At 74.0% G+C, this 25,704-nt stretch carries 26 protein-coding genes and 1 tRNA gene; 10 read left to right on the plus strand and 17 right to left on the minus strand.

Annotated elements, in window-relative coordinates; genetic code table 11:
* The first annotated feature begins 86 nt into the window (after positions 1–86).
* Complete coding sequence (htpX, locus tag ACFY07_RS05035) at positions 87–950, plus strand: zinc metalloprotease HtpX (protein WP_390867453.1); 864 nt, start codon at positions 87–89, stop codon at positions 948–950.
* Entirely contained in the window at positions 947–1,339 is a 393-nt protein-coding gene (locus ACFY07_RS05040) for a YccF domain-containing protein (protein WP_390867454.1), read from the plus strand. The genes htpX and ACFY07_RS05040 overlap by 4 nt, the downstream gene beginning before the upstream one ends.
* Positions 1,340–1,369: 30 nt before the next feature.
* Here the strand turns inward: ACFY07_RS05040 and ACFY07_RS05045 are convergent, their stop codons facing one another.
* On the minus strand, positions 1,370–1,858 hold the full coding sequence (locus ACFY07_RS05045; protein WP_230648895.1) for a YajQ family cyclic di-GMP-binding protein: 489 nt from the start codon (positions 1,856–1,858) through the stop codon (positions 1,370–1,372).
* A gap of 185 nt (positions 1,859–2,043) precedes the next feature.
* Here ACFY07_RS05045 and ACFY07_RS05050 point away from each other — a divergent pair.
* Positions 2,044–2,124 (plus strand) — tRNA-Tyr (locus ACFY07_RS05050).
* A 190-nt stretch (positions 2,125–2,314) separates the two neighbouring features.
* On the opposite strand, the gene ACFY07_RS05055 is transcribed toward ACFY07_RS05050, so the two are convergent.
* The 14 genes from ACFY07_RS05055 to ACFY07_RS05120 all read right to left on the minus strand — a co-directional run bounded on the left by ACFY07_RS05055 (position 2,315) and on the right by ACFY07_RS05120 (position 14,212).
* Positions 2,315–3,649 (minus strand): tyrosine-type recombinase/integrase, encoded by a 1,335-nt coding sequence (locus tag ACFY07_RS05055; protein ID WP_390867665.1) that lies wholly within the window; start codon positions 3,647–3,649, stop codon positions 2,315–2,317.
* Between the two features lie 95 nt (positions 3,650–3,744).
* Positions 3,745–3,933 carry a helix-turn-helix transcriptional regulator gene (locus ACFY07_RS05060; protein ID WP_390867455.1) on the minus strand — a complete coding sequence of 63 codons (189 nt, stop codon included), beginning with the start codon at positions 3,931–3,933 and terminating at the stop codon, positions 3,745–3,747.
* Between the two features lie 2 nt (positions 3,934–3,935).
* Positions 3,936–4,112: a hypothetical protein gene (locus ACFY07_RS05065; protein WP_390867456.1), complete on the minus strand. Its 177-nt coding sequence runs from the start codon at positions 4,110–4,112 to the stop codon at positions 3,936–3,938.
* A gap of 465 nt (positions 4,113–4,577) precedes the next feature.
* On the minus strand, positions 4,578–6,053 hold the full coding sequence (locus ACFY07_RS05070) for an ATP-binding protein (protein WP_390867457.1): 1,476 nt from the start codon (positions 6,051–6,053) through the stop codon (positions 4,578–4,580).
* 2 nt (positions 6,054–6,055) lie between these two features.
* Positions 6,056–6,898, minus strand: coding sequence for a bifunctional DNA primase/polymerase (locus ACFY07_RS05075; protein WP_390867458.1), 843 nt, complete (start codon positions 6,896–6,898; stop codon positions 6,056–6,058).
* The gene (locus ACFY07_RS05080; protein WP_390867459.1) at positions 6,895–7,458 is read right to left on the minus strand and encodes an RNA polymerase sigma factor; all 564 of its coding nucleotides are present in this window, start codon (positions 7,456–7,458) and stop codon (positions 6,895–6,897) included. The genes ACFY07_RS05075 and ACFY07_RS05080 overlap by 4 nt, the downstream gene beginning before the upstream one ends.
* A 102-nt stretch (positions 7,459–7,560) precedes the next feature.
* Complete coding sequence (locus ACFY07_RS05085; RefSeq protein WP_390867460.1) at positions 7,561–8,067, minus strand: hypothetical protein; 507 nt, start codon at positions 8,065–8,067, stop codon at positions 7,561–7,563.
* A gap of 13 nt (positions 8,068–8,080) precedes the next feature.
* Positions 8,081–8,329 (minus strand): hypothetical protein, encoded by a 249-nt coding sequence (locus tag ACFY07_RS05090; RefSeq protein WP_390867461.1) that lies wholly within the window; start codon positions 8,327–8,329, stop codon positions 8,081–8,083.
* Positions 8,330–8,488: 159 nt separating this feature from the next.
* Complete coding sequence (locus ACFY07_RS05095) at positions 8,489–10,720, minus strand: hypothetical protein (RefSeq protein WP_390867462.1); 2,232 nt, start codon at positions 10,718–10,720, stop codon at positions 8,489–8,491.
* 98 nt (positions 10,721–10,818) lie between these two features.
* Positions 10,819–12,414 (minus strand): hypothetical protein, encoded by a 1,596-nt coding sequence (locus ACFY07_RS05100; protein ID WP_390867463.1) that lies wholly within the window; start codon positions 12,412–12,414, stop codon positions 10,819–10,821.
* 91 nt (positions 12,415–12,505) lie between these two features.
* The gene (locus ACFY07_RS05105; RefSeq protein ID WP_390867464.1) at positions 12,506–12,877 is read right to left on the minus strand and encodes an RRQRL motif-containing zinc-binding protein; all 372 of its coding nucleotides are present in this window, start codon (positions 12,875–12,877) and stop codon (positions 12,506–12,508) included.
* Positions 12,877–13,809, minus strand: a complete 933-nt coding sequence (locus tag ACFY07_RS05110) for a DUF2637 domain-containing protein (RefSeq protein ID WP_390867465.1) — start codon at positions 13,807–13,809, stop codon at positions 12,877–12,879. Before ACFY07_RS05110 ends, ACFY07_RS05105 begins: the two co-directional genes overlap by 1 nt.
* Entirely contained in the window at positions 13,806–13,934 is a 129-nt protein-coding gene (locus ACFY07_RS05115; protein ID WP_255744274.1) for a hypothetical protein, read from the minus strand. The genes ACFY07_RS05110 and ACFY07_RS05115 overlap by 4 nt, the downstream gene beginning before the upstream one ends.
* Positions 13,931–14,212 (minus strand): hypothetical protein, encoded by a 282-nt coding sequence (locus ACFY07_RS05120; protein ID WP_390867466.1) that lies wholly within the window; start codon positions 14,210–14,212, stop codon positions 13,931–13,933. The genes ACFY07_RS05115 and ACFY07_RS05120 overlap by 4 nt, the downstream gene beginning before the upstream one ends.
* A 451-nt stretch (positions 14,213–14,663) precedes the next feature.
* On the opposite strand from ACFY07_RS05120, the gene ACFY07_RS05125 reads away from it, so the two are divergent.
* Together ACFY07_RS05125 and ACFY07_RS05130 are read left to right on the plus strand one after the other, a co-directional pair.
* Positions 14,664–15,458, plus strand: a complete 795-nt coding sequence (locus tag ACFY07_RS05125; RefSeq protein ID WP_390867467.1) for a GntR family transcriptional regulator — start codon at positions 14,664–14,666, stop codon at positions 15,456–15,458.
* A complete protein-coding gene (locus ACFY07_RS05130; protein ID WP_390867468.1) occupies positions 15,455–16,123 on the plus strand; it encodes a YdcF family protein in 669 nt (222 codons plus the stop codon). The genes ACFY07_RS05125 and ACFY07_RS05130 overlap by 4 nt, the downstream gene beginning before the upstream one ends.
* Positions 16,124–16,916: 793 nt before the next feature.
* Here ACFY07_RS05130 and ACFY07_RS05135 read toward each other — a convergent pair.
* Positions 16,917–17,945 carry a RelA/SpoT domain-containing protein gene (locus tag ACFY07_RS05135; RefSeq protein WP_390867470.1) on the minus strand — a complete coding sequence of 343 codons (1,029 nt, stop codon included), beginning with the start codon at positions 17,943–17,945 and terminating at the stop codon, positions 16,917–16,919.
* A 653-nt stretch (positions 17,946–18,598) separates the two neighbouring features.
* Between ACFY07_RS05135 and ACFY07_RS05140 the strand changes: the two genes are divergently transcribed.
* Entirely contained in the window at positions 18,599–19,144 is a 546-nt protein-coding gene (locus ACFY07_RS05140) for a carboxymuconolactone decarboxylase family protein (protein ID WP_390867471.1), read from the plus strand.
* A gap of 389 nt (positions 19,145–19,533) precedes the next feature.
* Here ACFY07_RS05140 and ACFY07_RS05145 read toward each other — a convergent pair whose 3' ends face one another.
* Entirely contained in the window at positions 19,534–19,758 is a 225-nt protein-coding gene (locus ACFY07_RS05145; protein ID WP_390867473.1) for a hypothetical protein, read from the minus strand.
* 192 nt (positions 19,759–19,950) lie between these two features.
* Between ACFY07_RS05145 and ACFY07_RS05150 the strand changes: the two genes are divergently transcribed.
* From ACFY07_RS05150 to ACFY07_RS05165, 4 genes are all read left to right on the plus strand, one after another.
* Complete coding sequence (locus ACFY07_RS05150; RefSeq protein WP_390867474.1) at positions 19,951–20,433, plus strand: STAS domain-containing protein; 483 nt, start codon at positions 19,951–19,953, stop codon at positions 20,431–20,433.
* A 243-nt stretch (positions 20,434–20,676) separates the two neighbouring features.
* The gene (locus ACFY07_RS05155) at positions 20,677–22,290 is read left to right on the plus strand and encodes a DUF4331 domain-containing protein (RefSeq protein WP_390867475.1); all 1,614 of its coding nucleotides are present in this window, start codon (positions 20,677–20,679) and stop codon (positions 22,288–22,290) included.
* Positions 22,291–22,608: 318 nt separating this feature from the next.
* A complete protein-coding gene (locus ACFY07_RS05160; RefSeq protein ID WP_390867476.1) occupies positions 22,609–24,057 on the plus strand; it encodes a hypothetical protein in 1,449 nt (482 codons plus the stop codon).
* Positions 24,054–25,625, plus strand: a complete 1,572-nt coding sequence (locus ACFY07_RS05165; RefSeq protein ID WP_390867477.1) for a nickel transporter — start codon at positions 24,054–24,056, stop codon at positions 25,623–25,625. The genes ACFY07_RS05160 and ACFY07_RS05165 overlap by 4 nt, the downstream gene beginning before the upstream one ends.
* The last annotated feature ends 79 nt before the right edge of the window (positions 25,626–25,704 follow it).

Consider the following 25,704-nt stretch of genomic DNA (forward strand, 5'->3'; position numbering starts at 1 on the left):
CGCGGGGGAGAAGGGAACCAGAGCAGCGCGTCCCCGCGTTGACCTGAGGAGAAGGCTTCCCCGTCGTACGTCTTGGAGGGCCGTCCGTGCACCGCCAGCACAACGGACTGAGGACCGCCGTCCTGCTCGGCGCCCTCTCCGCGCTGATCATCCTGATCGGCAGCTTCTTCGGCCGCACCGGCCTGCTGGTGGCCGTCGTCGTCGCCCTGGGCACCAACGCCTACGCGTACTGGAACAGCGACAAGATGGCCCTGCGGGCCATGCGCGCGCGCCCCGTCAGCGAGATCGAGGCGCCCTGGCTCTACCGCATCGTCCGCGAGCTCTCCACCTCGGCCCGCCAGCCCATGCCGCGCCTGTACATCTCGCCGACCCCCGCCCCCAACGCCTTCGCGACCGGCCGCAACCCGCGCAACGCCGCGGTCTGCTGCACCGAGGGCATCCTCGGCATCCTCGACGAGCGCGAGCTGCGCGGCGTGCTCGGCCACGAGCTGAGCCACGTCTACAACCGCGACATCCTCATCTCGTCGGTCGCCGGCGCGCTCGCCTCGGTGATCATGTTCCTGGTGAACTTCGCCTGGCTGATCCCGTTCGGCCGCAGCGACGACGACGAGGGCCCGGGCCTGGCCGGCATGCTGATGATCGCGATCCTGGGCCCGATAGCGGCCTCCCTGATCCAGCTCGCCGTCAGCCGCTCCCGGGAGTACCAGGCCGACGCCGACGGCGCCCGTCTCACCGGCGACCCGGCCGCCCTCGCGAGCGCCCTGCGCAAGCTCGACGCCGGCACGAAGCAACTGCCGCTGCCCCCCGAGCCGCAGCTCCAGACGGCGAGCCACATGATGATCGCCAGCCCGTTCCGGCCCGGCGAGCTCGGCTCGCGGCTCTTCTCCACCCACCCGCCGATGGCGGAACGCATCGCCCGGCTCGAGCGCATGGCGGGGTACCGGTCATGAAGACACTGCTGAACGTGATCTGGCTCGTCCTCTGCGGCTTCTGGATGGCGATCGGCTACGTGGTCGCCGGCGTGATCTGCTGCATCCTGATCATCACGATCCCGTTCGGGATCGCCTCGTTCCGCATCGCCGGCTTCGCCCTGTGGCCCTTCGGCCGCACCACCGTGGAGCGGCGCGACGCGGGCGCCGGGTCGCTCGTCGGCAACATCATCTGGATCGTCGTCGCCGGCTGGTGGCTGGCCCTCGCCCACATCACCACGGGCATCGCCCTGTGCCTCACGCTCATCGGCATCCCGCTGGGCATCGCCAACTTCAAGCTCATCCCGATCTCCCTGCTGCCCCTGGGGCGGGAGATCGTCCCCACCGACCGGCCCTTCGCCACCCGCTGAGCGGCTCCGGGCCGGCGGTGCGGCGACGGGTCAGCGGTAGTTGACGAACTGCAGGGCGAAGTCCAGGTCCTTGCCCTTGAGCAGGGCCTGGACGGCCTGCAGGTCGTCGCGGCTCTTGGAGGAGACCCGGAGCTCGTCGCCCTGGATCTGGGCCTTCACGCCCTTGGGGCCCTCGTCTCGGATGATCTTCGAGACCTTCTTCGCGTCCTCCTGGGAGATGCCCTCCTTGATGGACGCGGAGATCCTGTACTCCTTGCCGGAGAGCTGCGGCTCGCCGGCGTCCAGCGCCTTCAGCGAGATGCTCCGCTTCACCAGCTTGGTCTCGAAGACGTCGAGGATCGCCTTGACGCGCTCCTCGGAGTTGGCCTTCATCTCGATCTTCTCGCCCGACCAGGCGATCGAGGCGCCCACGTTCTTGAAGTCGAAGCGCGTCGCGATCTCGCGGGAGGCCTGGTTGAGGGCGTTGTCGACCTCCTGCCGCTCGACCTTCGAAACGATGTCGAAACTGGAGTCGGCCATGCTGTGGGTTCTCCTTGGCGGTGGTACGTCACTGGCTGGGACCAACCCTATCGACCGGGGCCCCCGGGGGCGCCCGACGAGCCCGGCCCGGTCGACCCGCCCGTGATCAATGGAGTGGCGGAGCACCCCTGGGCATCGGGTATTGTTTACGTCGTCGAGCGGGGCTCAGCCCGGCAAGACGACCCGGCGGGTTGCCCGAGCGGCCAAAGGGAGCAGACTGTAAATCTGTCGCGCAAGCTACGCAGGTTCGAACCCTGCACCCGCCACTTGCAGTAAGAACGGCCCCTGACCAGCGGAAACGTGGTCAGGGGCCGTTCTCATTCCCGGATCGGCCCGACGCTGACCGATGGGCCGAATGGGTGTGTTTGTCCCGCCCTGTCTCACCTGAATTTCGGTGCTGACCAGTGCGTGTGGGGCATCCGTGGGGCAGCGTGGGGCGAGTCTCGCCTACTGCCCCTACTTCTCCAGGGCCTGCGAGATCCGCTGGTTAGCCTGGGCCGTCGCCCCGTCCAGGCACTTCGCGTAGACCCGCAGCAGCACGGCGATGCTGTGACCCGCCCGCCGGGCCACCTCCGCCGGGTCCACCCCGGAGTTCAGCCACAGGGAGACCGCGGCGTGGCGCAGGTCGTACGGCCGGGACGCGAGGGGAGAGGCCACCTGCGCCGGGGTGAACGCGCCTTCCCGTGCCCTCGCCCAGACGACGCCGTAGCCGCTCTCCTGCACGATGCCGCCCCGCGCCGTCCGGAACAGCCGGCCATCCGGTCCGGTCCCGTGGAGTTCGATGTGCCGGCGCAGCAAATCCACCAGGACCGGCGGAATGGGGATGCTGCGGGTCTCCTTGCGAGGGCGCCACTTGAGCCCGCGCTGGTCATGGGCGGCGCCGCCGTCGGTCCAGGAACGGCCCACACGGGGCCGTGAACCGTCGATGACCAGGTTCCCCCAGCCCTCGGCGGGGAGGTCGCAGTTCGGCGCACGAAGCCACACGGCCTCGGCCGGCCGCAGCCCGGCGTGGTAGAGGCAGCCGAAGAACGCCTCCAGGTGCACACCCCGCTTCCCCTGAGCCCGGACGGCCTCCAGAAGCTCGCGCGCCTGGCGCGGGTTGACCACGCACGCTGGCTCCACCTGCTCCACCGCGGGGGGAACCTTCCACTGCACCTGTGACAGCGGGTTGTGCGGCAGCCGTCGGGCCTCCACCGCGTAGCCCAGGGAGTGATGGAAGATGGCGCGCTTCCTGCGGACCGTGGAAGGGGCGGCCGGCTTCCCATCCAGACGCAGCGTGAACGCCGTGAGCACCCGCCGCATCAGAAGCGGGTCGTCCAGCGCGCTCATGGGCAGTGCGTTGCGGTCGACCCACTCCAGTGCCTTGCGGATCTCCTCCGGGGGATCGTCCCGCCAGCGGTTGACGTTGAAGGCCCACCCGTACAGAGCCGTGCGGAGCACCGCGGGCTCCGGCATCCCGCGGCGGGAGGAGACCATCACGGGCGTGGCGGTGGCCAGGGCATCGGCCAAGGTGGTGCGCGTTTTCGCGGGCGAGGTGGGCCACTGCATCTCGATGTAGTCCCGGGCGTGGACGCACCAGCTCACGTCGTCGCGCGCCCGGATCTCGGACATGGGGAGTCCGCTCAGTTCGTCGAACGGCTCCCCGGCCCGGATCGCCCGCATCAGTTCGGCCCGGCGGCCGTCGGCCAGGGTCTTCGTGCGGAAGGTGGCCGAGTGGGCCGTGCCGCCCACCTTCCAGCGCAGTTCGGCGGAGGTCTGGTTGCGGTCGGTGCGCTGCCGGATCGCCCACATGCGGACGTCATAGGTCGGCTTGGCCAAGGTGGTGGATCTCCTCTCGAAGGCGGGGCCCGGCAGATGCCGGGCCCCGCGATGCTGGTCCGCCTGGATCAGGCGGCGGTCTCCGCCCGGCTGGCCCACCAGGCGTCCATGTCGGCACGGTGAATGCGGATCTGCCCGTTGGGGAGGGTGTGGATCCTCGGGGCCTGTCCGCGGGCCCGCATGCGGTAGAAGGCGGCACGGGACATGCGGATCTCTTCCAGGACCTCGGAGAGCTTCAAGGACTCCGGCTTGGCCATGCTCAGGTCTCCTTCTCGGCGTGCTCGGTGGGCGGAGTAGTGGTGAGGTAGAGCCGGACCAGCGGGGAGGCCGGCCGGTCGGGGGAGGGGCGGCTGGCGGCGAGGATGTCCACGACGGTGGCGAGGGCTTCGGCGGTGCGGCGGCACTCGTCTTTGGTGCCGTGCAGGCGGATGCGCACGGTCTCCCTTCGGGTGTGGTCGGCCTTGGCGGCCAGGGCCGGCGGCGCCGAAGGCCTGCGCCTGTCCGAGGTGCGGATTTCTGCGTCATTGCGTCATCAGCGTCATACAGGCTTCTGACCTGCGGTTTCGTGTGACGCAGCGGCCGGGGCCTGCGTCATCGGCGCGTCATGGGCTGCGTCATCACATGACGCAGATGACGCAGGATGACGCAGGCGCGGCCGTCTGCGTCATGGCCGTATCCGCAGGTCAGGGCCCGTTTTTCGGCTCGCATGACGCAGATGACGCAGCGTCTTCCCTCTTAGGACAAAAGAGGGGGTGTCTGTAGGTGGTCAGGCGCGCTCAGAGCGAAGAGAAGGAGCCGCTGCGCGGCGCGCACTCGGGCGGCTTCGCCGAACAGCAAGAAGAGCACCCGCGCGCGGGGCCGGGTGCTCTTCTTGCTTGTCCCCGGGCGGTGGGGCTGCGGGTCAGAACACCACCTTCTGCTCATGCGGGGGTGCGGGGGTCGGTCGGGTCATCTCCAGGTAGCGGCCCTCGCAGGTGCGGCCGGTGTCGATGAGGACGCCGCGGGCGGCGAGGGTGGGTTGGAGGCGTTTGAGGCGGTCGGAGAGGACTTTGCCGGTGGTCGGCCAGCCCTTGGGCAGGGGGCGGCTGTCGTCGCCGCTGTAGAGGCGGCTGAGGCAGGCCAGCCATTCGGTGGAGGTCATGCGCTGCGCGGTGCCGGGGTCGAGGGTGTCGGCGTGTCTGAGGACGGTTTGGGCGAGGAGGTCGCCCTCGATGACGTCGTCGTTGAGGTCGTCCAGGCTGGCCCGGTAGGCGGCGAGCGCTCCGAAGCCGGTCGCGGCGTCGAGCTGGGCGCACAGGTGGGCGAAGTCGGCCATCCGCAGGTCGGTGGGGGTCTCGGCCTCGGCGGCGCGGACCTTGACGGTGAGGTCGAGGAGGGAGCCGAGGATGACGGGCAGGGCTTGGGCGTACTCCGTCCACAGTTCCGCCTCGGTGCGCCGGATACCGGGGCGTTCCAGGCGCAGGGGCAGGAGGCGTTCGGCGAGGTCGGGGCGGATGACGCCGACGTCGATGCCGGTCAGGAGCAGGGGGCGGCGGTAGCGGGCGCGGAAGACGTCGCCGTCGGTGAACAGGGCGCGTTTGACGTTCTCGGCGCCGGTGACGATGCAGCACATGGCGTCGGAGAGGTCGGGGGTCATGTGGGAGAGGTTGTCCAGAGCGGTCACCCAGCCCGCGGCGACCGCGGCGATGAGGTTCTCCTCGTCCTTCGGCGCGCGGCGCAGGTCGCCGCTCATGCCCTCGATGACCCGCACCAGCATCCGTCCGCCGGTGGACTTCCCCGCGCCCTGGGGGCCGGTGAGGAAGGGGGCCGGGACGGGCACGGACGGGCCGAGGCAGCCGATCAGCCAGGCGAGGGCCAGGCATTCGGTGGCGGCGCCGGCGAAGTTGCACAGCCGCAGCAGCAGGTCGATGCCCTTGCCGTTGGTGTCCTTCGCCGGGAGCGGGAGTTCGCCGGTGAGTTGGGTGCGCCGCCAGCACACCTCGCGCGGGTCGGGGGTGAGGACGTCCCACCCGGTGGGGTGGATCCGCACCGACTGCCCATCGGCGCGTCCCAGGTCCAGCCAGGTCGCGCCGTCGAACCCGGGGGCGACGCGGATGTGGACGGCCTCGGTGTCCTCGGTCAGGGCGAGGGCCTCGATCAGGTCGAGGGCCTCTTTGAGGGCGGTGCCGTTGAAGACGCCGAGGCCGTCCTTGTACAGGCCGACCATGAGTTCCTGGCGGTGGCTGCCGGTGGTGCCCTGGGAGCGGATCGGGCGCGCCACGGGGTGGCCGTTCCTCTGCGCGTACACAGTGCCGTCCGCGGTGCGGAAGTAGCGGAAGTGCGCCTGCGCGTAGTCGGCGATGACCTCGCGCGCGGGGGTCTTCTCGTCCTCGGACATGGTCACAGTCCCAACCGGGTGCGGGCGTTGGTCCAGGCGTCGGCGCAGTGCCGGGGCGACTCGCCCTTGTCCTGGGCGGCGGCGAACAGCCGCGCGGTGTGCGCCGGGGTGAGGCAGCCGCACCACCCGTGCGTGGAGAGCACGGCGAGGAAGGTGCGGTAGACGGTCGCGTGCACCGCGGCGGCGGCCTGGGTGATGCGCTGCTCGGCCATGGCGATACCGCGCTCCAGGTAAGCGGGCGTGCGGTGCGGACACCTCCCACCCCCGGCCAGGGGGAGCAGGGGCACGGGGGCGGGCGCCGGCCGGACCGCGGCGGGCGCCTTGGCCCTCAGCGCGCGGACAGCCGCCGGCAGGTCAGCCAGGGTGCCGGTGCCGGGCCCGAGCCAGCGGGCGTAGGCCATCGTGGACTTCAGGTCCACGCCAGGCCGGACCGCGTTGGCCGAGGCCATCGCCCCGCGGTAGATCCAGTGCTCCCCGCGCGTGGTCGGCACGGTCCGGGTGGGCGGCAGGGCCTCGCGGGCCCAGGCGATGGCCGCCGGGTCGTCGAGGTCCACCACGGTCAGCCCGGCGCCGCCGGGGTGGTAGGCGACGGCTACGGCCTGCCGCCAAGCGGAGGCCCACGCGTCGGAGGTGAGCACCGCCGGGTCGGTGGTGGCGGCGGCCCACGCGTGACAGGGGGCCGGGCAGGAGCAGGGGCCGGGGGTCTTCATGGCCGGCCGGCCGCCGCAGGCGCTGCCGGTGCAGGCGGGGCAGTTGCCGAACGGGACCTTGCCCGCCCGCAAAGGCAGCACCGGCAGTCCGGCCGCGGCCAGGTCCAGCGCGGTCCGCAGGAGGTGGGCACTCACGCGGCCACCTCCATCCCGGACACGGCCAGGGCAGCGCGCAGGTAGACCACCGCGCGGCGGACGTGGAAGGAGGCGGTGGCGGGGGCGTAGCCCTCACGGGCGGCGATCGCCCGCTGGGAGAAGCCCTCGCAGTGCAGCAGCAGCGCCGCGCGCTGCCGCCCGGTCAGTGCGGTGGCCATGGCGTCCCGCCACCGGGCCGGCAGGCCCGGCTCCGTGGCGGGTTCGGCGAGGACCGCCTCTTCGGCCGCCGGCGCGGTGGCGCAGTGCCAGGCGGGGGCATCGTCGGCGGTGGGGGTCTCGTGGGCGGAGGCGCAGCGGTAGTGGTCGGCGGCGGCGTGCCGGACCAGCACGGCGAGGTAGGCGTGGAGGTGCTCGGGGTCGGACAGCGGCCGGGGGTGGGCGGCGAGGTACGCCCACACCTCGGAGGCGATGTCCTGCGCCAGCGTGGCGTCTCCGGTGGCGGCGCGGGCCTGGGTGAGGACGTGGGTGCGGTAGGCGCGGTAGAGGGTGTCGAGGTCGGCCGCGTGCGGGGACTGCGGGATGGGCGTGCTGGGGTGCATCCTGGTGACTCCTGTCTGTCGTGTGCGACGTGCAGGAACGGGCGGCCGGCAGACCTTTGGCGAGCGATGCCGGCCGCTTCTTGCTGAGCGGGCTGGTGCTGGTCAGCGGTGGGTGATGGTGCCGTGGGCGCGGCCGAACAGGCCGGTGGCGGTGATGTTCTGCGTGATGTGCGGCCCGGCCTGTCCGCCGGCCCCGCCGCCGTGGCTGCGGCCGAAGGCTGTGCGCAGGAAGAGGGTGAGGCCGGCGATGGAGGCGGAGCCGAGGGCGAGGGCGAGGGAGGCGGTCATGAGTCCTTCCGAGGCCGAGGCGATCATTCCGGCGCCGTAGCCCACCCCGGCGGTGGCGGCGCCGACGCCGAGGCCGCCGGAGACGGCGACCAGCGCGGCGCCCTTCGCCCGCCCGGAGACCCGGGTGTCCACCGGCGCCGGGGCGGGCTGCGGCGTGGGCGTGGGGGTGGCGGTGGCGAGCAGCAGGGCGAGGTGCTCGGGGGTGAGGGCGGCGGGGAGGATGACGCGGTCTGTGTCCTGCCGGAGCGCGACCGGGCCCGGCACGGGGTGGTGCCGGTAGACGGAGTCGGCGGGCGTGCGGGGCGCGGGGGCGGTGTCCACGGGTCTCCTCCGGTCAGTGCAGGCGGGTCAGGGCGGTGAGGACGGACGCGAGCGCGGCGTTCACGGGCTCGGCGAGGCCGGTGGCGGCGATGGTGAAGCCGGAGAGCCAGACCATGGCGGCGGTGCCGAGGGTGACGCGGCGGGCCCAGATCAGGACGCCGGTGATCACGGCGAACAGGAACGCGGTGGACAGGGTGACGAGCACGGCGGACTCCGGTTCTCTTCGGTGTGCGGGCAGGGCGAGGCGGACCACGTTCGTCACGGAGCGTGGCCGTACTGGGTAGTGGGTACTGGGTAGTGGGTAGTGGGGTCCCCGCTAAAAGCCACCCGTGAGGGCCCTCAGGGGCTCTACTGGTGTGGTCTAGTGGGTAGTGGGGTGCGCCCCACTACCCACTACCCGGTAGCTGTGCGTGACCGGTTCTCAGGTGTGGTCGGGGTGGACGTAGACGGAGTGCGGGCCGTTGTCCCGGTAGGCCAGCTCCCCGCGGTCGGCGGCGGCCCGCAGGGCGGCGCGGACGGTCTTGCGGTCCCGGCCGACGGCGTCGGCGACGGCGGAGGGCTTCATGCCGGCGGTGCCGGCGGCGGCGATCAGGGCGACGGCCTCGGGCAGCCAGTCCGGCCCGCCCGCCGCGGCGGGCTCGGGGGCATCGGGCCGGCGGCGCTGGTAGGAGAGGTTCAGCCCGGCCGGGCGCTCGGGCTCCGGGGTGGGGCGGGGTTCGTCGGTGGTGCCGTAGGTGGCGTCGATCTCGCGCATGAACCGGTCCGCCAGCGCGTCCGCGTCCTCGGCCGGGCCGGGGGCGGGGCGCTGGTAGGAGAGGTTCAGCCCCCCGGGACGGCCGGGCCGGGGCGACTCGTAGACCGAGCCGTCCTCGGGGCCGGCCTCCTCCGGGCCCGTCTCCTCGCCGGTGTCGTTGCCGGGGTGCTGCCAGAGCCAGCCGGCGCGGTCCGCCTCCCAGCGCCGGGCGTAGTCCTCACCCGCCGCGCGGGCGGAGACGGCGTCCAGGGTGGGGCGGCGGTCGTTGGTGGCCAGCACCACCTGGCGGACCATGGCCGGGCTGGTCCGCCAGCCCTTGAAGCCGGTGGGGGCGAACCCGTCGGCGCCGGCCTGCCCGATGACGCCGCAGCCCTTCGCGGTGAGCTGGCGGGTGTCGACCTTCGCGGCGGGGAAGAGCTTGGCCAGGTTGTTGCCGGAGGACTCCCCGGAGGTCAGCGCCACCCCGACCGGGGAGAACTTCCGCACCGAGGTGTCCCCCAGGGCGGAGACGTTGCCGTCGACGGCGGTGAGGACCAGGCGGATGCCCATGGCGCGGGTGGTGCGCATGGTCTTCTTCACCGCCTCCTGCAGGGCCTTCATCGTCGGGTCGCGGAAGGAGGTGGCGGACAGCAGCTCGGCGCCCTCGTCCACCACGATCATGATCTGCGGCACCTGGGCGGAGACCGGCAGCAGCGTGGTGTCCTCCCGGTCCATCAGGTCCTGGTAGCCGAGCTGCCGGGCGCCGTTGATGGCCAGCGCCGCGCGGAACATCCGCAGCGCCTCCTCCGGAGTGGCGGCCAGCCAGTCCACCCCGGGGCGGGTGTCCTCCGGGGGGCGCGCCGTCCCGGGCTTGGTCCGCGCGCGGCCCAGCGCCTCCAGCCAGGGGCGGACCCACGACATGCCCGCGGCGCCGGCCTTGAGGTCGACCAGGAAGGTCAGCACGTCGGTGCAGCGGGCGAACCCGGCCAGCACCACGTCGAGGAAGGTGGACTTGCCCGCCCCGGGCGGGCCGAGGATCAGCGCGCACGCCTCGCGCAGCACCACCTCGACGGTCTCGGAGTTGGGCAGCAGCCCCCACGGGATGCCGGTGAGGATCGACAGCGCCGAGTAGTCGTCGGGGTAGTCGTAGCTGCCCGCCATCACGTTGCGGGTCGCGATGTCCAGGACGACGCGGCCCTGCCGGTCGCCCTCCTCCACCCCGACCGTGCACCCCAGCGGCAGCCGCGCATCCGTTGCGAGCGCGCGGGCGGCGGCGGCGATGCGGTCCCAGGTGGCGGCGCCACCGGGCAGCTCGGCGGCCAGGGAGAACCCGGCGCCGGTCTTCCACTGCTCCACGGCAAACACCCGCACGTCGATGCCGGTGACCCGCTTGATGCGGGCCTCCCACTCCCGGGCGATCGCCTCGCGGCCGGCGGAGAGCTTGCGGGCGGCTTCGCGGGCCTCGGCGCTGATCCGCTCCTCCTCCACCGCCTCCTCCCAGATGGCGGCGTGGGAGGCCATCGCCCCGATCCCCACCCCGAGGGTCGCCAGCGTCCCGGCGGCGGCCCAGGACAGGGGTCCGGTGGCCATGGCCCAGGTGGTCCAGCCGCCGGCCAGCAGCCAGGACGCGGCGCGGGTGACCAGGGTCCGGCCGGTCATCCGCCGGATCAGGGTGTGCCCGACGCCGTGGCCCAGCGCCCCGGCGGCGCCGGCGGCCATCGGCCAGCCCGGCGGCATGGAGGTCGCGGCGCCGAACAGCGCGACAGCCGCGGCGCCGGTGGTCGCGGACAGGGCTCCGGTGACGGGACCGTGGCCGGCGGTCCAGTCCAGCGGCGGCATCCACTCCCGCCTGCGGCGGGACCGCTTGGGCGCGGGCTTGGGCAGGTTCGTCAGGTTCAGGGTGTGCTGCGGCTGTCCCATGCGGGTCTCCCGAGACGGGTCGTGGTGCCGGGAAGGGGGCGGGCCGCCCCGGTGCGCGGGGCGGCCCGTGGTGCTGGCGCTGTGCGGGTGGGGTGGGGTCACTGGTTGTTGTGGGTGTCCCACTTGTCCTCGCCGGTGCGGGGGTCCTCGTGGCGGGCGATGTCGCCCTCGTGCCGGGTGCGGAAGGTCTTGGCCACCTCCTCCGACGCGGTCACCGCCTGCATCAGCCGCTCGTAGACCTCGTTCAGCGCCTCGCCGACGGCCGAGTCGAGCGGGAACTCGGAGTCGCAGCGCTCGGCCAGGATGCGGAAGGTGTTCGCCACGGAGGTCAGGGCCTCGGGCATGGACTCCATGGAGGCCAGGACCTGCATCATGCCGTCGGGCTCGAAGGAGGTGGCCGCGGCGTACATCTCGGAGGCGGCCTCGTCGAAGTTGAAACCGGTGCTGGACACGTGCTCTCCCTGGGTGGACTGGGCGAGGTGGGCGGTGTGGTTCTTGGGGGCGCGCGGGACCTCCTCGCCGACGGGCGAGGCGTCCGTCTCCTGCGCGGCAGCGTCGGCGGCGGCCTCGGCGTCAGCGAGGTCGGCGCGGATCGCGGTGTCCCGCGCGGTGCGGGCGTCGCGGGCGGTGGCGGTCAGGCGGCGGTAGAGGCGGCGGCCGGGGTGCATCAGCCACGGCAGGTTCAGCCGGCGGCCGAGCATGGTGCTGAGGATGCCGAGCAGCCCGACCGGGCCGGCCAGCACCGCGGCCAGCAGGCGCCGGCCGTGGAAGCGGGCCGCGGAGCGGCGCAGCTGCTGGCGGGCGTACTTGCGGGCGGGGGCCTTGCGGGTCTCACCGCGAGCCGCGGCCACCTTGCCGAGCCGGCGCCGGTCGGCCGTCTCCCGGGCCTTGCCGCGGGCGGCCTCGGCGGCGCGGCGGGCGGCCCGCATCGGCTTGGCCAGGGTGCGGGCCGCCGCCCCGCGGGTGGCGGCCCGCTGGTCCCGGGCCTGGGCCTTGGCCGTGCGGCGGGCGTCCACCAGCTGGCGCCGCGCGGCGGTCTGCCGGGTACGGCGGTCCTGACGGGTCGGGGCCGCCGCCCGGTGGTCCCGACGCAGCGCCCGCACCGCCCCCACCGGGGTGCGGGCCGGCCGCCCGGTCCCGGTGCTTGCGGTCCGGTCGGCGGACCGGCGCCCGGCCGCGGTGCCGTTCTTGAGGGCGGAGAGCGGTCCGTGTCCGGCGGCGGACTTCCCGCCCGCCCGGGTCGGTGTGCGGTGGCCGGTGCTGGTGCTGATGGTGGGGCGGGCCTGCCGGGGCACGGTGCGGCTGCCCTGCCCGCCTCGGCCGGAGGGCCCGGCGGGGCGGCCCCCGGTCCGGACCGTCCCGGCGGGGGAGGCGGTGCGGTTCGCGGCGGCGCGGGTGGCGGTGCGGGTGAGGCGGGTGGCGGCGCGTCCGGTGCGGGCGCTGACTGCGGCGGTGGCCGCCGCCCCGGCCGCCGCCGTGAGGGCGGCGATCGGGCCGGTGGTCAGGGCGGCGGCGGAGGCCAGCGCGACGGCGGCGTTCGCGGTGGTCACCGCGAGCGGCACCGCGGGCAGCCCGCCCGTCGTCTGCCCGCGCGCCCCCTTCGGCGCGGATACGGCGACGGCCGGGGCGGCGGTCGCGGGATCGGCGGGCGGTGCCTCGGGTGTTGCGGTGCGCTCGGAGATGGTCTCTGTCATCGTGGGGAACGCCTCTCTCAGGAGGTAGCGGGGCCGGGGAGCCGGCAAGCGTCCGGCCCCGCACTGCCGGTCATCGTGTGGCGCTGTTTCATCAGGCCGCTGCTGCGGCGGAGTCCGCGCAGGGCAGGCAGGTGCCGTAGCGGGTGGGGAGCACGTAGCCCGCGTCCTGCCCGCACTGCGGGCAGGTGCGGCGGGCCCGCAGCGCCGCCGCGAGGGCGGTGGCGCGGGCGGGGGTCATCGGCCGGACCGGGCGGGCCCGGTCGACGCGGTAGAGGTAGGCGGCGCGCACGCCGCGGCGGCGGTTCTGCCAGAGGATCTGTGCGGCCACGTCCTGGCCGGCGGGCCGCAGCCCGGCGGCGCGGAGCTGGCGGCGGGTGGCCAGCCCTGCCGGGGCCATCCGCCACGGGTAGGTGGGCAGGCCGAACCGTTCCCCGTCGGGGTCCCAGAAGCGGGGGCGGCCCATCACTCACCGGCCGCGGCGACCGCCGCCGGCTCCGCGTTCGGGGCCGTGTCGGGGGCGGTGGTGTGCGGGTCGGTGACCAGGTGCAGTCCGGCGGGGGCGGCGGCGCGCTCGGCCTTCAGCGTCTCCCGCAGCACCCGCGCCTTGGCGGGCGAGGTGTGGACGGCCTCCCGGATGCGGTCGGCCGTCAGTCGCTCGACCGGCCACGCGGCGGTGGCGGTCCGGGCCTCGGTCAGCAGCTCCTCCGGCGTGCGGCGCGGTCGGGTGCTGCGGGCCGCGGCCGGGACCCTGCCGGTTGGTTTGCGCGGCCGTCGCGTGCGCGGCGCACCGGTCGGCCGATCGGCCGCCGCCGCCGGAACGCCGGCCTCGGGCTCCGCCGCCGGCCCCACCGGTGCCGCCTCGGTCGGGTCCGGTGCGGGCGCCGGGTCGGCCGACCGCTCGGCGGGCGCTCCGGCGGGCTGCCGCAGGTCAGCGGCAGACCGATCCGTGCCGGTTTGCGGTGCTTCGCCGGTCGCGGGGCGGTGGTGGAGGACCTTGGCGACCAGGTCGGAGCCGTAGAAGATGGAGCCGACCGGCAGCGAGGTGGCCAGCAGCACCAGGGCCCAGTTGGCGGGCGACCAGTCGGCCAGCCGCACCCGACCCGGGCCGTGCAGGCCGGGCACCAGACCGTGCACGTAGTTCAGCACCAGCGACGCCGCGGTGTACCCGGCCAGGATCCGCAGCGCGAACCGGCGGTCGCCCTCCGGCAGCACCAGGGCGGCGACCAGGGCGAGGGCCATCAGGCCGTCGACCACCAGGGGGTAGACGGTGGCGGCGACCGGGTCCGCGCCGATCGCGTGCGCGATGTCGCGCAGCGCGTTCCAGGAGACCCGGAACGCCATGCCGACCACGGCCAGCAGTCCGAGCACCAGCAGGATCTTCGGGCCGCGCTTCACCGGGCACCCCCGGTGGCGGCCTCGCGGGCCCGGCGGGCGGCCTCCGCCGCGGCGTGGGCGGCGGCAGCGGCGGCCCTGGCGGCCTCGGCGGCGCGGGCGGCGGCCTCGCGGGCGGCGGCGGTCATGCGGCCACCGCCGTCCGGGTCTGATAGCGCACGATCACGGCCGGGCGCTTGAGCGGCACCGGGGCCGTGGCCAGCAGGCGGGCGGCGTGGGCGGCCAGCTCCGGGTCCTCCCGGCGCAGGTCCGCCAGCACCGCGCCGGCCACGTCCAGCCTGGCCGCCCGCTCCTCGGGCGACTCGGGGCCGGCCGGGCCGGTGAACAGCTCGGTGTCGATGCCGAGCGCCAGCTCGGCGAACTCCGCCGCCGTAGCGGCATGCTGGCCTGAGACGATGTCCTTCATGGGTCGTGCGTCCTTTCGGCAGGAACGGCCCATACAGCGGCCCCGGTGTTGCAGCACCGGGGCCGCGCGCCGTTGAAGTCGGTCGATCCGGCTCCCCTCAGCGCCGCTCGTACGAGACGAGCGGCGGAGGCAACCGGCCGCAGCCACGCGGCTGCGGAGAGGTCGGGATGCGCTGTACCTCACGCGGGCAGAGCCCGCGTGGCCGCCTACTTGGCCGAGGAGAGGCGGCGTGATCCCCATGCAGTTGTCAAAGAGCCGGCGCTTCCTTCAGGGGGCTGTCACCCCACCCCTCCGGGCGCGTCTATGTGCAGGTCAGAGCAGCCCAAAGAAGGCGCCCTATCTCGCAGTCCTAGGACTGCGCTGCGACTGAGTAAGACGATGCACCATGAGCCCAGTGCTGTCAACAGTCCTAGGACTGTGCTTCACTTTGTCTAGGTGAGAGGAGCGGGTCATGGCACCCAAGTGGCGCGAACTGGCAGACAAGCTGGCCGAGCAGATCAAGAGTGGTGAGTACGGGCCGGGGCAGCAGCTTCCGCATATCCGGGTGCTCGTCGATGCAGGTGAGGGCTCTAAGGCAACAGTCCACGCCGCATACAAGGCACTGGAGGCAGAGGGGCTGGTCACCTCATCTCGCGGCCACGGAACCGTCGTGAGGCCGCAGACGCCGCTGAAGCGGCTCGGCATCGAGCGATACGACAAGGCCAAGTGGCGTGACGGGGACGAGGTGGCGTTTATCGCTGACCGTGTCGCCTCTGGGCGTGCTTACCGGAGGGGCGAGCAGACACAGACGGTCAGCCGCATCCTGGCTCCGCCGACTGTCGCTGCTGCTCATGGGCTGCCGGACGGTTCCGAGGTGTATGCGCGAGCCAGGCTCGTGAAGGAAGGCGAGCAGCCGACTCACGCACTGACCAGTTACTACCGACCCGAGCATGTCGAGGGAACGCGACTGGTCGACCCGACCCCGGGCCCGGCTGGTAGGGGCGGCGGCTTCAAGGTGCTATACGACGCTGGTTACGAGATCGACCGCATGACAGAGGAGCTGTTTGCGCGGGTGCCCACGTCGGAAGAGGTAAAGCTGCTCCAGTTGCCGGTGGGAGAGCCCGTGGTCGAGCTGCACCGAACCGCCTACACGGCCGACGGCACTGTGGTCGAGTTCGCCATTGGTGTGCATGCCGCCTCCCGCTTCGCATGGCGGTACGACTTCGAGGTTCCCGACTCGGCTCGCGGTAAAGGAGATGATCAGTGATCTCGACACAGGCGTGGGCAGATGCCCGGCTTCTGTGGGACTTCCATCAGATGGGCCACACGCCGCGACCCTGCTCGGTCGGCATCGGCCTCGGGAGTCACGATCTCGGCGTGGCCGACGCGGCGGTAGACCTCTACCGCCGCGGGATGATGCCGCTCATCGTCTTCACTGGCGCAACCAGCCGAACAACGCAGGCACTAATGCCTCGCGGAGAGGCCGCGCACTACCGGGAGAGGGCGCTAGAGCTAGGGGTTCCGGACTCAGCCATCCTTGTGGAGCTCCACGCCCGCAATACTGGCGAGAACATCACTCTGTCCCGAGCCTTGCTGGAAGAGGCCGGCGTCGAAGTTTCGTCGGTGCTTCTGATCAGCAAGCCCTACGAAGAGCGTCGAGCCTATGCCACAGCGCGCAAGCTCTGGCCCGAGGTGGAGTTCGTCATGGCGTCCACTCCCATGTCCTTCGAGGGCTATGTGGGGTCTATTGGGGATGCCCGGCTGGTCGTCGACATGCTGGTGGGGGCGCTGCAACGACTACTGATCTATCCGACGCACGGCTTCATGATCCGGCTGGCGGTCCCAGATCAAGTGAGGGAAGCCTATGAGCGGCTTCGTGAAGAAGGGTTCACCAGTCGACTGCTGATCGAGGACGAGGAAGCTAGATGTTAAATGCCAGCCAGCGGGGCGCAAACGGGGGCACGCTCCGAAGCAATGCGGATCGGGCTGGACGCTAGAGGATGGAAGCCGCCAAGGATCGCACGAAGTAGAAGGCATGGCGGGTAACAGTCTGCTGCGCGCTAGCGCGGGGGATGCATAGGGCCGTGCGGCTACACGAAAGCATTCGAGCAGGTCAAGGAATGCCCGCTCGAAAATCTGTAAAGCTGTCGTCGAGCCTGGGGTCAAGCTAGTAACCACTTTCTCTACGGATTCAAGCACCCGGCTGCGCTCCGCTCCGCCGGGCGGGCTTCCCGGCTCCGCTGGGGCGCCGCTCCTGCCTCCGGCCCGCTCCGCCCCCCGCTGCGCCCACGCCCGCCCCTGCGAGTGGGATAGGCCCAAAGGGCATGAGTCGAGACCGACGGCCGCCGGGTTCCTCTCTCGCCGAAGAGCTTCCGGCGGGGGTGCTCAGGCTCCAGGATGGAGGGACGCCACGCGCGAGTGCCGGCGGTGTCTGGCTGGGGGCGGGGAACTTCCATCCCGTCTGCCGTCGACCTAGGACAAGCTGAGCGGCCACGGCACCGAGCGTCAAGGTCGTTCGTACAGTGGCGCGCTCCACCTTGACGCCCGGCATCGCGGCCGCTCCACATGCGTGTGGGTCGACGGCAGGCGGGATGGGAGTGGGGGGCGAACTGTGGTGCCAGCTAGCCCCCGAAAGACCACTAGCCCCCTGACCTCGTATCTCGGCAGCTCAGATGTTATATGACAGCGAATCTTGAGTGCGTGCCCGGAAGGTCGCGTGGCTGTGTTATGCGCTTAGGCAAGCCACGACGAACTCGGTGAAACGGCCGGTGTCTGCGAAGTAGTTCGGGTACGCGTCGCGCAGCTGGCTGATCCGGGCGATGTTGATGAGCACCGCGTCCAGGTTATCGTCGTCCAATGCTTCCAACTCGGTGATCCGGTTCTCTGCGGCGGCCAGCGTCTCGTGTACCGTCACTGTGAGCCGTCCCTCGGTCCGCCAGAGCTCGAGGGTCAGAGTGTTCCGGCGGTCCGTCTTGGAGTGCTCGCCCACGATCGCCGCGTAGCTCCTTAGCCGCTCCAGAACGCCGACGTTCGCCTCCAGGCGCGCCAACTCGGCTGCCAACTCCTCTCGTGTCCCCTCGGCGCCGGGTACCTGAGTGGTACCTTCCTCGTACGCCATGAGCGAGCCGACCAGGACGAAGAATCTGAGCACGTCCGGGTCGCCCTTCCCGTACTTCAGCTCACTGCCCGAGAACAAATCCATGGTCTCGACGGCGGTCGCCCATGCGTGCTGGAGCAGCGTGCGCACCTGCAACTCGATCCGCAGTCCGTGGTATTCCTTTTTCGAGGCTCCGTACTCGTACACCAGGTGAACACCTCGGTAGCCAGAATCACGCGGCCCGGGGTCATCACGTAGGTAGTCGTAGACCTTCTTGACGCGGTTCTTGCTCCGTGGCAAGTCCACCAGGACGCTGACCAGCTTGTCCACCTCGGCGACGGTGCCGAAGACTACCCGGCAGCCCCCCAAGTCCTGCATGGTGGTCACGCTCATCGTGGGGTGGCGCTTCAGCTTGTCCAGGATCGTGGGCAGGCGCTTCCGGCGCTCGGCCACGACGGCGTTCGGGTTCACGTCGAGCGCTCGCTGGCGCACGGTCACGGTCACCGCGTTCAGAGGAAATGCGTGGGCGAGACGGTAGTTGCTCAGGACGTCCCGCGCCTCCCGGATCTCCTCCGGCGTGCCCGTCCCCTTACCGATCGTCCGGCTCGCGCGTTGGACGCGCTTGTTCGAGTTCTCAGGGACCACCCACTTCTTCATGGCCGCGACCGTACAGGGCCGCGCCGACACCCGCCTGCGGTTATCGCCGTATTCATCACGACCCCCTACGCGCCTGGCTTGATACAGCGGGCAGAACGCAGCGTAGAGCTGCCGCCCGGGCCGATCTGGGCAGTCGGGCAAAACCGTGACTGACTGCTTCCGCGGGGCAGGCACGGGGCGCCGCGTCTCCGAAGCCAAATCGCCGCTGGTCGGCGGGGTCTGGCGCGCGGTCTGTAAATCTGTCGCGCAAGCTACGCAGGTTCGAACCCTGCACCCGCCACTTGCAGCACGAAGGGCCCCTGACCGGCACCAACGGTCAGGGGCCCTTGGTATGCCCGTCGCCCGCTGCCTGCGGGCTCCCGCGTCTCCCTGCTGGATCCTGCGGCCACGGGCGCGCGGCGGGTACGTCTCGCCAGGAGGGCGCCGGCGGCCCGGCCCGCAGCCTCGGTCTCCATCGGCTCGGCAGCCTCCTCGTGCCCCGTCTCCCGCATGAGGCGCACAGCCTCCCCCGGAGCCGGGTCCGCGCCTCCGGCGAGCTGACGGATGGGCATGCACACGCCCGTCCCCGGCAGCGCAGCCTGTCACGGGACGGTTTACCGGGGCGTCCCCGGTCACTAGGGTTCCGCTGTCGTTCGCACGGGAGGGAGACCGCTGTGCCGCATGTCTCGATCAAAGCGCCCGTACCGGGCATCGGCGGACTGCTGGCCACCCGGCCGGACACGGCGCAGCCGTTGATGCTCCTGGCGGAGACCTTGCTGCGCGGTCCGTCGCCCCTGTCGCGCGGCGAGCGCGAGCTCATCGCCGCCTACGTGTCGGAGCGGAACGCCTGCCGCTACTGCGCGGACTCGCACGGTGCCTTCGCCGCCGAGCAGCTGGACGGGGGCATGGAGCTGGTCAAGGCCGTGCTCGCCGACTCCGCGACCGCACCGGTCGACGCACGCCTGCGTGCCCTGCTGCGCGTCGCGGACGAGGTGCGGGCGGAGGTGGCGCCGGTCTCCGACGAGGCGGTCGCCGCGGCCCGGGCGGCGGGTGCGGGGGACGCGGACCTCCACGACACGGTGCTGATCGCCGCCGCCTTCTGCATGTACAACCGCTATGTCAACGGTCTGGGAACGGAGCTCCCCTCCGATCCCGGGCACTACCGTGATTCGGCCCGCCGGATCGTCTCCCAGGGCTATCTGCCGCAGCAGCGCACCTGACCGCCGGGGCCGCCGGCGGAGCCGGCCGAGTAAGGCATTCACCCAGGCAGCCTCGGCGGCGGCCGGCTCCTGACTGCGGGGAGTGCGTGGGGCGATGCCGTCCCGGGACGGCATCCGGGCAGTTCAGGGGCAGTCCGGTGCGCGGTCTGGACATCGGTCGCGTCAGCTGCGCAGGTTCAAGATCTGTACCCGTCGCGGGCAGGGCGAAGGACTTCGGCCTCCGCGGTCGGGCCCTTCGCGCTGCCCTGGCTGCCGGTCCCCGCGGGCGGGAGCGTGCCACGGCTGCCGACGGGTGGTCCGGCGTCCGGTGCCTATCGGGGGAGCGGGCCTGCGCCGTCCGGGGCGGCCGTCCCTGTCTGCTGCGGGCGGGACCGGTCGGTGCGGCGTCCTCAGAAGAGCGTCGCGGCCGTCCCCCGGTGCTCGGCCACGCCGGGGAGCGGGTCCTGCCAGGCGGCCGCCTCGGAGAGCGCCATCTGCCGCATGCTGCCCTCGCACAGGAGGAGCGAGCGGCGGTCCTTCTTGTGGTCGTGGACGACGCCGTAGCCCGCCCGGCGTGTCGGCACGAGGGCGACCGGCCGTCCGCAGGTCGGGCACTGGACTCTGGGTGCGCGCATACCGACCAGGGTGCAGCAGGACACCGACAGGCGGCCAGGGGAGCCGCCCCGCCCGCAGGGGCGGGGTGCGGCCCGGTCCGTCGCACGGGCCGGCGGATCCGGGACCAACGGAACCTTGACGGGGCGGTCCTGGTCAGTACACGATCGGAATCCCGGGGACCACCACCGGGGCCTCCGGGAGAGGAGCAGGCCATGCACCGCAGCCGGCTCTCCGCGTCCGCCCCCTGCTTCGGGTCCGTCGTGGTCCTGCGGGGTGAACTGGACCTGCTGACCGCCCCTGCCGCCGACCGGCTGCTGCGGGAGGCCGCCGAGAGCCATCCCGGGTGCGACCTGCTGGTGGACATGCGCGAGGTGACCTTCGCCGACTGCGCGGGACTGGGCCCGCTGGCGTGCGCGGCGCGGCGGGCGCGGGAACGGGGCGGCACGGTGACCGCGATGGTCACCGCCCCCCGGCTCCTGGAACTGCTGGCCTGGACCCGTATCTCCGAGGTGGTGGCCGTCCTGCCCTCCCTCGACGGGACGCCGCAGACGGAGTCGCAGCCCCGACCGCAGCCGCAGCCCCGACCGCAGCCGCAGGGTCGGCAGCAGCCGCGGAAGCAGCCCCGGCCCGCATCCGCGGCCGGTCCCGCACCCGCGCCCGGCCCCGGGGCGCCGGCCCGGCGGCTTCCCGCGTAGGCCCGGCAGGGCCGCGCCCGGCATCCCGCCGCGCGCCCCCGCACGGCCGCGCGCCCCGGCGCAGCGGGGCCGTCCCGCAGAAACCGGCGCCGGGACCCGGCCGTACCGGCGCCCCCGCGCGTACAGAGGGCAGGGGGCGGAACGACGACTTCCGCGCGGTGGCCGGGCCCACGCCCCCGGGGGGAGGCACCCCCAGGGCCGGCTCCGCACAGTCTTTCGCTGCGCGCGGAGAGGAAGTACCGCATGTCCTCAGCCATGCCCTCCGGACCGGTCGACGACGGCGCACGTCCGGGAGGCGCCGATCCCGGACCGCCCGCACGCCGCCGCCGCCGCACCGCCTTAGCGGCCGCGTCGCTGCTGGCCTCCGGCCCGCTCGCCGCCGCCGCGCTGGTCGTCCTGCAGGCGACGCCCGCGGCGGCGTCCAGCCACCGCGAGGCTCCGCTGATCTCGGGTCAGCCGCAGTACGACAACACCGACCTCTACGCCTTCGTCAGCCCCGACAAGCCGGACACCACGACGCTGATCGCGAACTGGACCCCGTTCGAGGACCCGACGGGCGGTCCCAACTTCTACCCGTTCCCGACCGACGCCCGCTACGAGGTCAACATCGACAACGACGGGGACGCCCTCCCCGACCTCGTCTACCGCTGGTCGTTCCGGACCAGCACCCGCAACGGCAACACCTTCCTCTACAACACCGGCCCGGTCACCAGCCTGGACGACCCGGACCTCAACGTCCGGCAGACGTACGACCTGGAGCTCGTCCACCTCAGCCACGGCCACCGCACCTCCGTGCAGAAGCTCGCCGCCAACGCCCCGGTCGCCCCGTCCGACGTGGGCAGGGCGTCCATGCCCGACTACGCGTCGCTGCGCCACCACGCGGTCAGCAGGCTCTACGACGGCTCCACGGGCTTCGCCGGCCAGGCCGACGACCCGTTCTTCCTCGACCTGCGGGTCTTCGACCTGCTGTACGGCGGCGACCTCTCCGAGGTCGGGGACGACACCCTGCGCGGCTACAACGTCAACACGGTCGCCCTGCAGGTGCCCACGCACATGCTCACCGCCGACGCGCAGCACCCCGTGATCGGGATCTGGTCCACCACCTCCCGGCAGTCCGCTCTGAGCAAGGACTGGGAGCAGGTGTCCCGACTGGGGAACCCGCTGGTCAACGAGGTGGTCGTCCCGGTGGCCGAGAAGGACCGGTTCAACGCCTCCAAGCCGAGGGACGACGCGCAGTTCCTGCGCCGGGTCACCAACCCCGAGCTGCCGAAGCTGCTGGAGGCCGTCCACAGGATCCCGGCGCCCGCCGAGCCCCGCGACGACCTGGTGCAGGTCTTCCTCACCGGCGTGCCGAAGCTCAACGAGGTCGTGGGCGGCAGGCCGTCCGAGGTGCTGCGGCTCAACACCGCGGTCAGGCCCGCCGCCGAGCCCAGGCGGCTCGGCGTGCTGGACGGCGACACGGCCGGCTTCCCCAACGGGCGGCGGCTCACCGACGACGTGGTCGACATCGCTCTGCAGGCGGTGACCGGCGAGCTCAGGGGCGCCAGGAGCGACCTGGGCGACGCGGTCGACGCCAACGACGTCGACTTCGAGAAGGCGTTCCCGTACGTCGCCCTGCCGCACGCGGGCTCCGACGCACCCGGGGCCAGGGGCGCGTCGGCGGGCGGGGCCCCGCGGTCCGGCGCGTACGGGCAGGCGGCCGCCCCCGAGAGCGGCCTCGCCGCACTGGCCGGAGGCAGCGGCGGCAACGGGGTGGCCGTCGGCATCGGGCTGGGCGGCGCCGTGGGCGCGGTGCTCCTCGCCGGGCTCCTCGTGGGGCGCCGCAGGCGCCGCCGCAGCGGCGCGCACGCCCGCTGACCCGGTGGCGACCCGTCGCCCGGTGACGGTCCGCCGACGCGGTGAGGTCCGCCGACCCGGTGACGGGCCCGGGCGGCGCGGGTGCGGCCGGACCGCCGACCCGCGCTGCCCGGACCGCCGCACCCGCCTCCCGCCCGGGCCCGCCTCCCGCCCGGGCCCGCCTCCCGCCCGGGCCCGCCTCCCGCCCGGGCCCGCCTCCCGCCCGGGCCCGCCTCCCGCCCTGCCCTCGTCCTGCCCTCGTCCCCTGCCGGGCCCCGTCCGCCCGCCGAGCCCCGGCTGCCCGCCCCCGTGCGGAGCAGCACCGGGAGGAGACCCCGCATGCCGCCCCGCGCCGCCTCCGTCCGCCGCGCCGCCGCCCTGTGCGCCTCCGTCCGCCGCGCCGCCGCCCTCGCGGCCGCGGGCATCGCCGCAGCGGCCTCCGTGGCCGCCGTCGTCCTCGGTCCCGCGCCCGCTCCGCGGCCGCAGGCCGTCCGCCCGCCCGTCCCCGTCCGTGTCGCGCCCGCCGCGGCCCCCCTGGACCGCCTCGGCACGGGTGACCTGGCCCGGGGCATCGCCGCCCTGCAGGCCCGCCTCCGGGCCCGGCCCCGCGACGACGCCTCCTGGGCCGCCCTCGGCCAGGCGTACGTCGAGCAGGCCCGCACCACCGCCGACCCCGCCCGCTACCCGCAGGCCGAGCGCGCCCTGCACACTTCCCTGCGGCTGCGCCCGCAGGGCAACGACGCCGCCGTGGCCGGCCTCGCCTCCCTCGCCGCGGCCCGCCACGACTTCGCCCGCGCCCTGACCGAGGCCGACCGGGCGCTGGCCCTCAACCCGTACGGGGAGCGCGCCCTCGCCGTCCGCATCGACGCCCTGGTCGAGCTCGGCCGGTACGACGACGCCCGCCGCGCCGCCGAGGAGGCCGACCGCCGCCGCCCCGGCATCCCCGTCTTCACCCGCTGCGCGTACGTGCTGGAGCTGCGCGGCGACACCGCGGGAGCCCGCCGCGTCCTGCTGCGGGCCCGCGCGGCGGCCACCGCGCCGTCCGACGTCGCGTACACCGCGACGGCCCTCGGCGAACTCGCCCGCAGCCGGGCGGACCACCGGGAGGCGCTGCGCCGGTACGCCGAGGCGCTCCGCGCCGACCCCGGCCACCTCGCCGCCCTGGAGGGCCGGGCCCGCACCCGCGCCGCACAGGGGGACCTGAGGGCGGCCGCCGTCGACATGGCCGCCGTCGTGCGGCGCTTCCCGCTGCCCGACAGGCTGGCCTTCCTCGGGGACCTGGACACCGCCCTCGGCGACCGGGAGCAGGCCCGCCGCCAGTACGCCGTCACCGGCGCCTGGACCGCGCTCGCCCGGGCCGGCGGCGTCGCCACCGACCTGGAGACGGCCCTGGTGGCCGCCGACCACGGCGACCCGGCGGACGCCGTGCGGGCCGCCCGCGCCGAGTGGGGGCGGCGGCACGGCATCCACGTGGCGGACGCCTACGCCTGGGCCCTCCACCGGGCCGGCGACGACCGCCGCGCCCTGGACCTGGCCCGCCGCGCCACGGCCACCGGGTACCGCAACGCCCTCTTCCTCTACCACCGGGGGATCATCGAGAAGGCGCTCGGCCGCGACGCCGACGCCCGCCGCAGCCTGCGCGCCGCCCTCTCGCTCGACCCCGGCTTCGCCCCCCTGGACGCACCGCGCGCCCGGGCGGCCCTCGCCGCACTGGACGGCGCCGGCCCGGAGGGCACCGGGCCGAGGGGCGCCGGCCCGGGCCGTCCCGCCGAGGGGAGGACGCGGTGAGGAGGGCCGCGGCACGCGCGCTGCGGCTCGCCGGTGCCGCCGCGGCGGCGGCCGTGCTCACGGTCGCGGGCGCGGCGCCCGCCGTCGCCCACCCCCTGGGCAACTTCACCGTCAACCGCTACGACGGCCTGGCCGTCGGGGCCCGGCAGCTGGTCGTCGACCACGTCGAGGACCTCGCCGAGATCCCCGCCGCCCAGGTCCTGCCCGACGTCGACACCGACCACGACGGCACCGCGGCGCCGGCGGAGCTCGCCTCCTGGGCGCGGACGCGCTGCGCCGCGGCGGCCCGCGGCTCGGCCGTGGCCGTCGACGGCCGCCGGACCGTGCCGGTCGCCGTGGCCCGGTCCGCTGCCGAGCCGCGTCCCGGGCAGGCCGGACTCCGCACGCTGCGCGTCGAGTGCCTGCTCACCGCCGCCCTGCCCGCCGTGCCCGCCCCGTCCGGGACACGGGACGCGCCGGACGCGGAGCGTGCGCTGGTGTTCACCGCCGCCCGCGGCGACGGCGCGCCCGGCTGGCACGAGGTCACCGCCCGCGGCGACCGCACCGCGCTCACCGCCTCGGACGTCCCCTCCGCCTCCCGCACCGCCCGGCTCACCGCCTATCCCCGCGACGCCCTCTCCTCGCCGGCGGACGCCACCGGAGCGACGCTCCGGGTCCGCCCCGGCGGACCGGCGCTCGCACGGCCCGGAGCCCCTGCCGCGGCACCGGCCGGCATCCTGCCGCGCGGCGCCGACCGGCTGTCGGAGGCGCTGACCGGGCTGGTGGCCCGGCACCGCCTCACGCCCGGGTTCGCCCTGCTCGCGCTGGGCGCCGCGCTGGTCCTGGGCGCGCTCCACGCGCTCGCCCCCGGGCACGGCAAGACGATCATGGCCGCGGCGGCGGTCGCGGGCCGGGGGCGGCGGCGGACCCTGCGCGACGTGTCGGCCCTGGGCCTCACGGTCACCCTCACCCACACCCTGGGGGTGCTCGGCCTGGGCCTGCTGGTGGCCGCCGGCTCGGCCGCCGCGCCGTCGGTGCTGTCGTGGCTGGGCGTGGCGAGCGGACTCCTGGTCACCGCCGCCGGGGTCACCCTGCTCCGCACCGCGCTGCGGGACGGCGGCCACGGGCACGGGCATCACGACCACCACCACGACAGCCATGACGGCCACGGCCACGGCCACGACGGCCACGGCCACGACGGCCACGGCCACGGTCACGGCCACCGGGTCCTGGGCGGCGGCCGGTCCCTGCGCGGTGCCGTGGTGATGGGGCTGGCCGGCGGCATGGTGCCCAGCCCGTCCGCCGTCGTCGTGCTGGTGGGCGCGGCCGCCCTCGGGCAGGCGTGGTTCGGCGGACTGCTGGTCCTCGCCTACGGCGCCGGACTGGCGCTCACCCTCATCGGCGTCGGCCTGCTGGCCGTCCGCGCGGGGCACCGCCTCACCCGCTGGGCGCACGTCCGGACGCGCGCCCCCCGCCGCGCCCGTCTGCTGGGGGCCGCCTCCCGTCTGGTCCCGGTGGGCACGGCGGGGCTGGTCCTGGCGCTGGGCTGCGGTCTGGTGCTGCGGGGGGTGGCCGCCGCCGTCGGGTGACCGCGGTCCGCGCCGCCCCGCTGCTCCGGTCCGCCCCCGCCGATCCGCCGGCCGCCCTACGGCCGCGGCCTCCGGCGGG

Origin of the sequence: Streptomyces sp. NPDC001380, from assembly GCF_042895785.1 — a bacterium.
Lineage (GTDB): Bacteria > Actinomycetota > Actinomycetes > Streptomycetales > Streptomycetaceae > Peterkaempfera.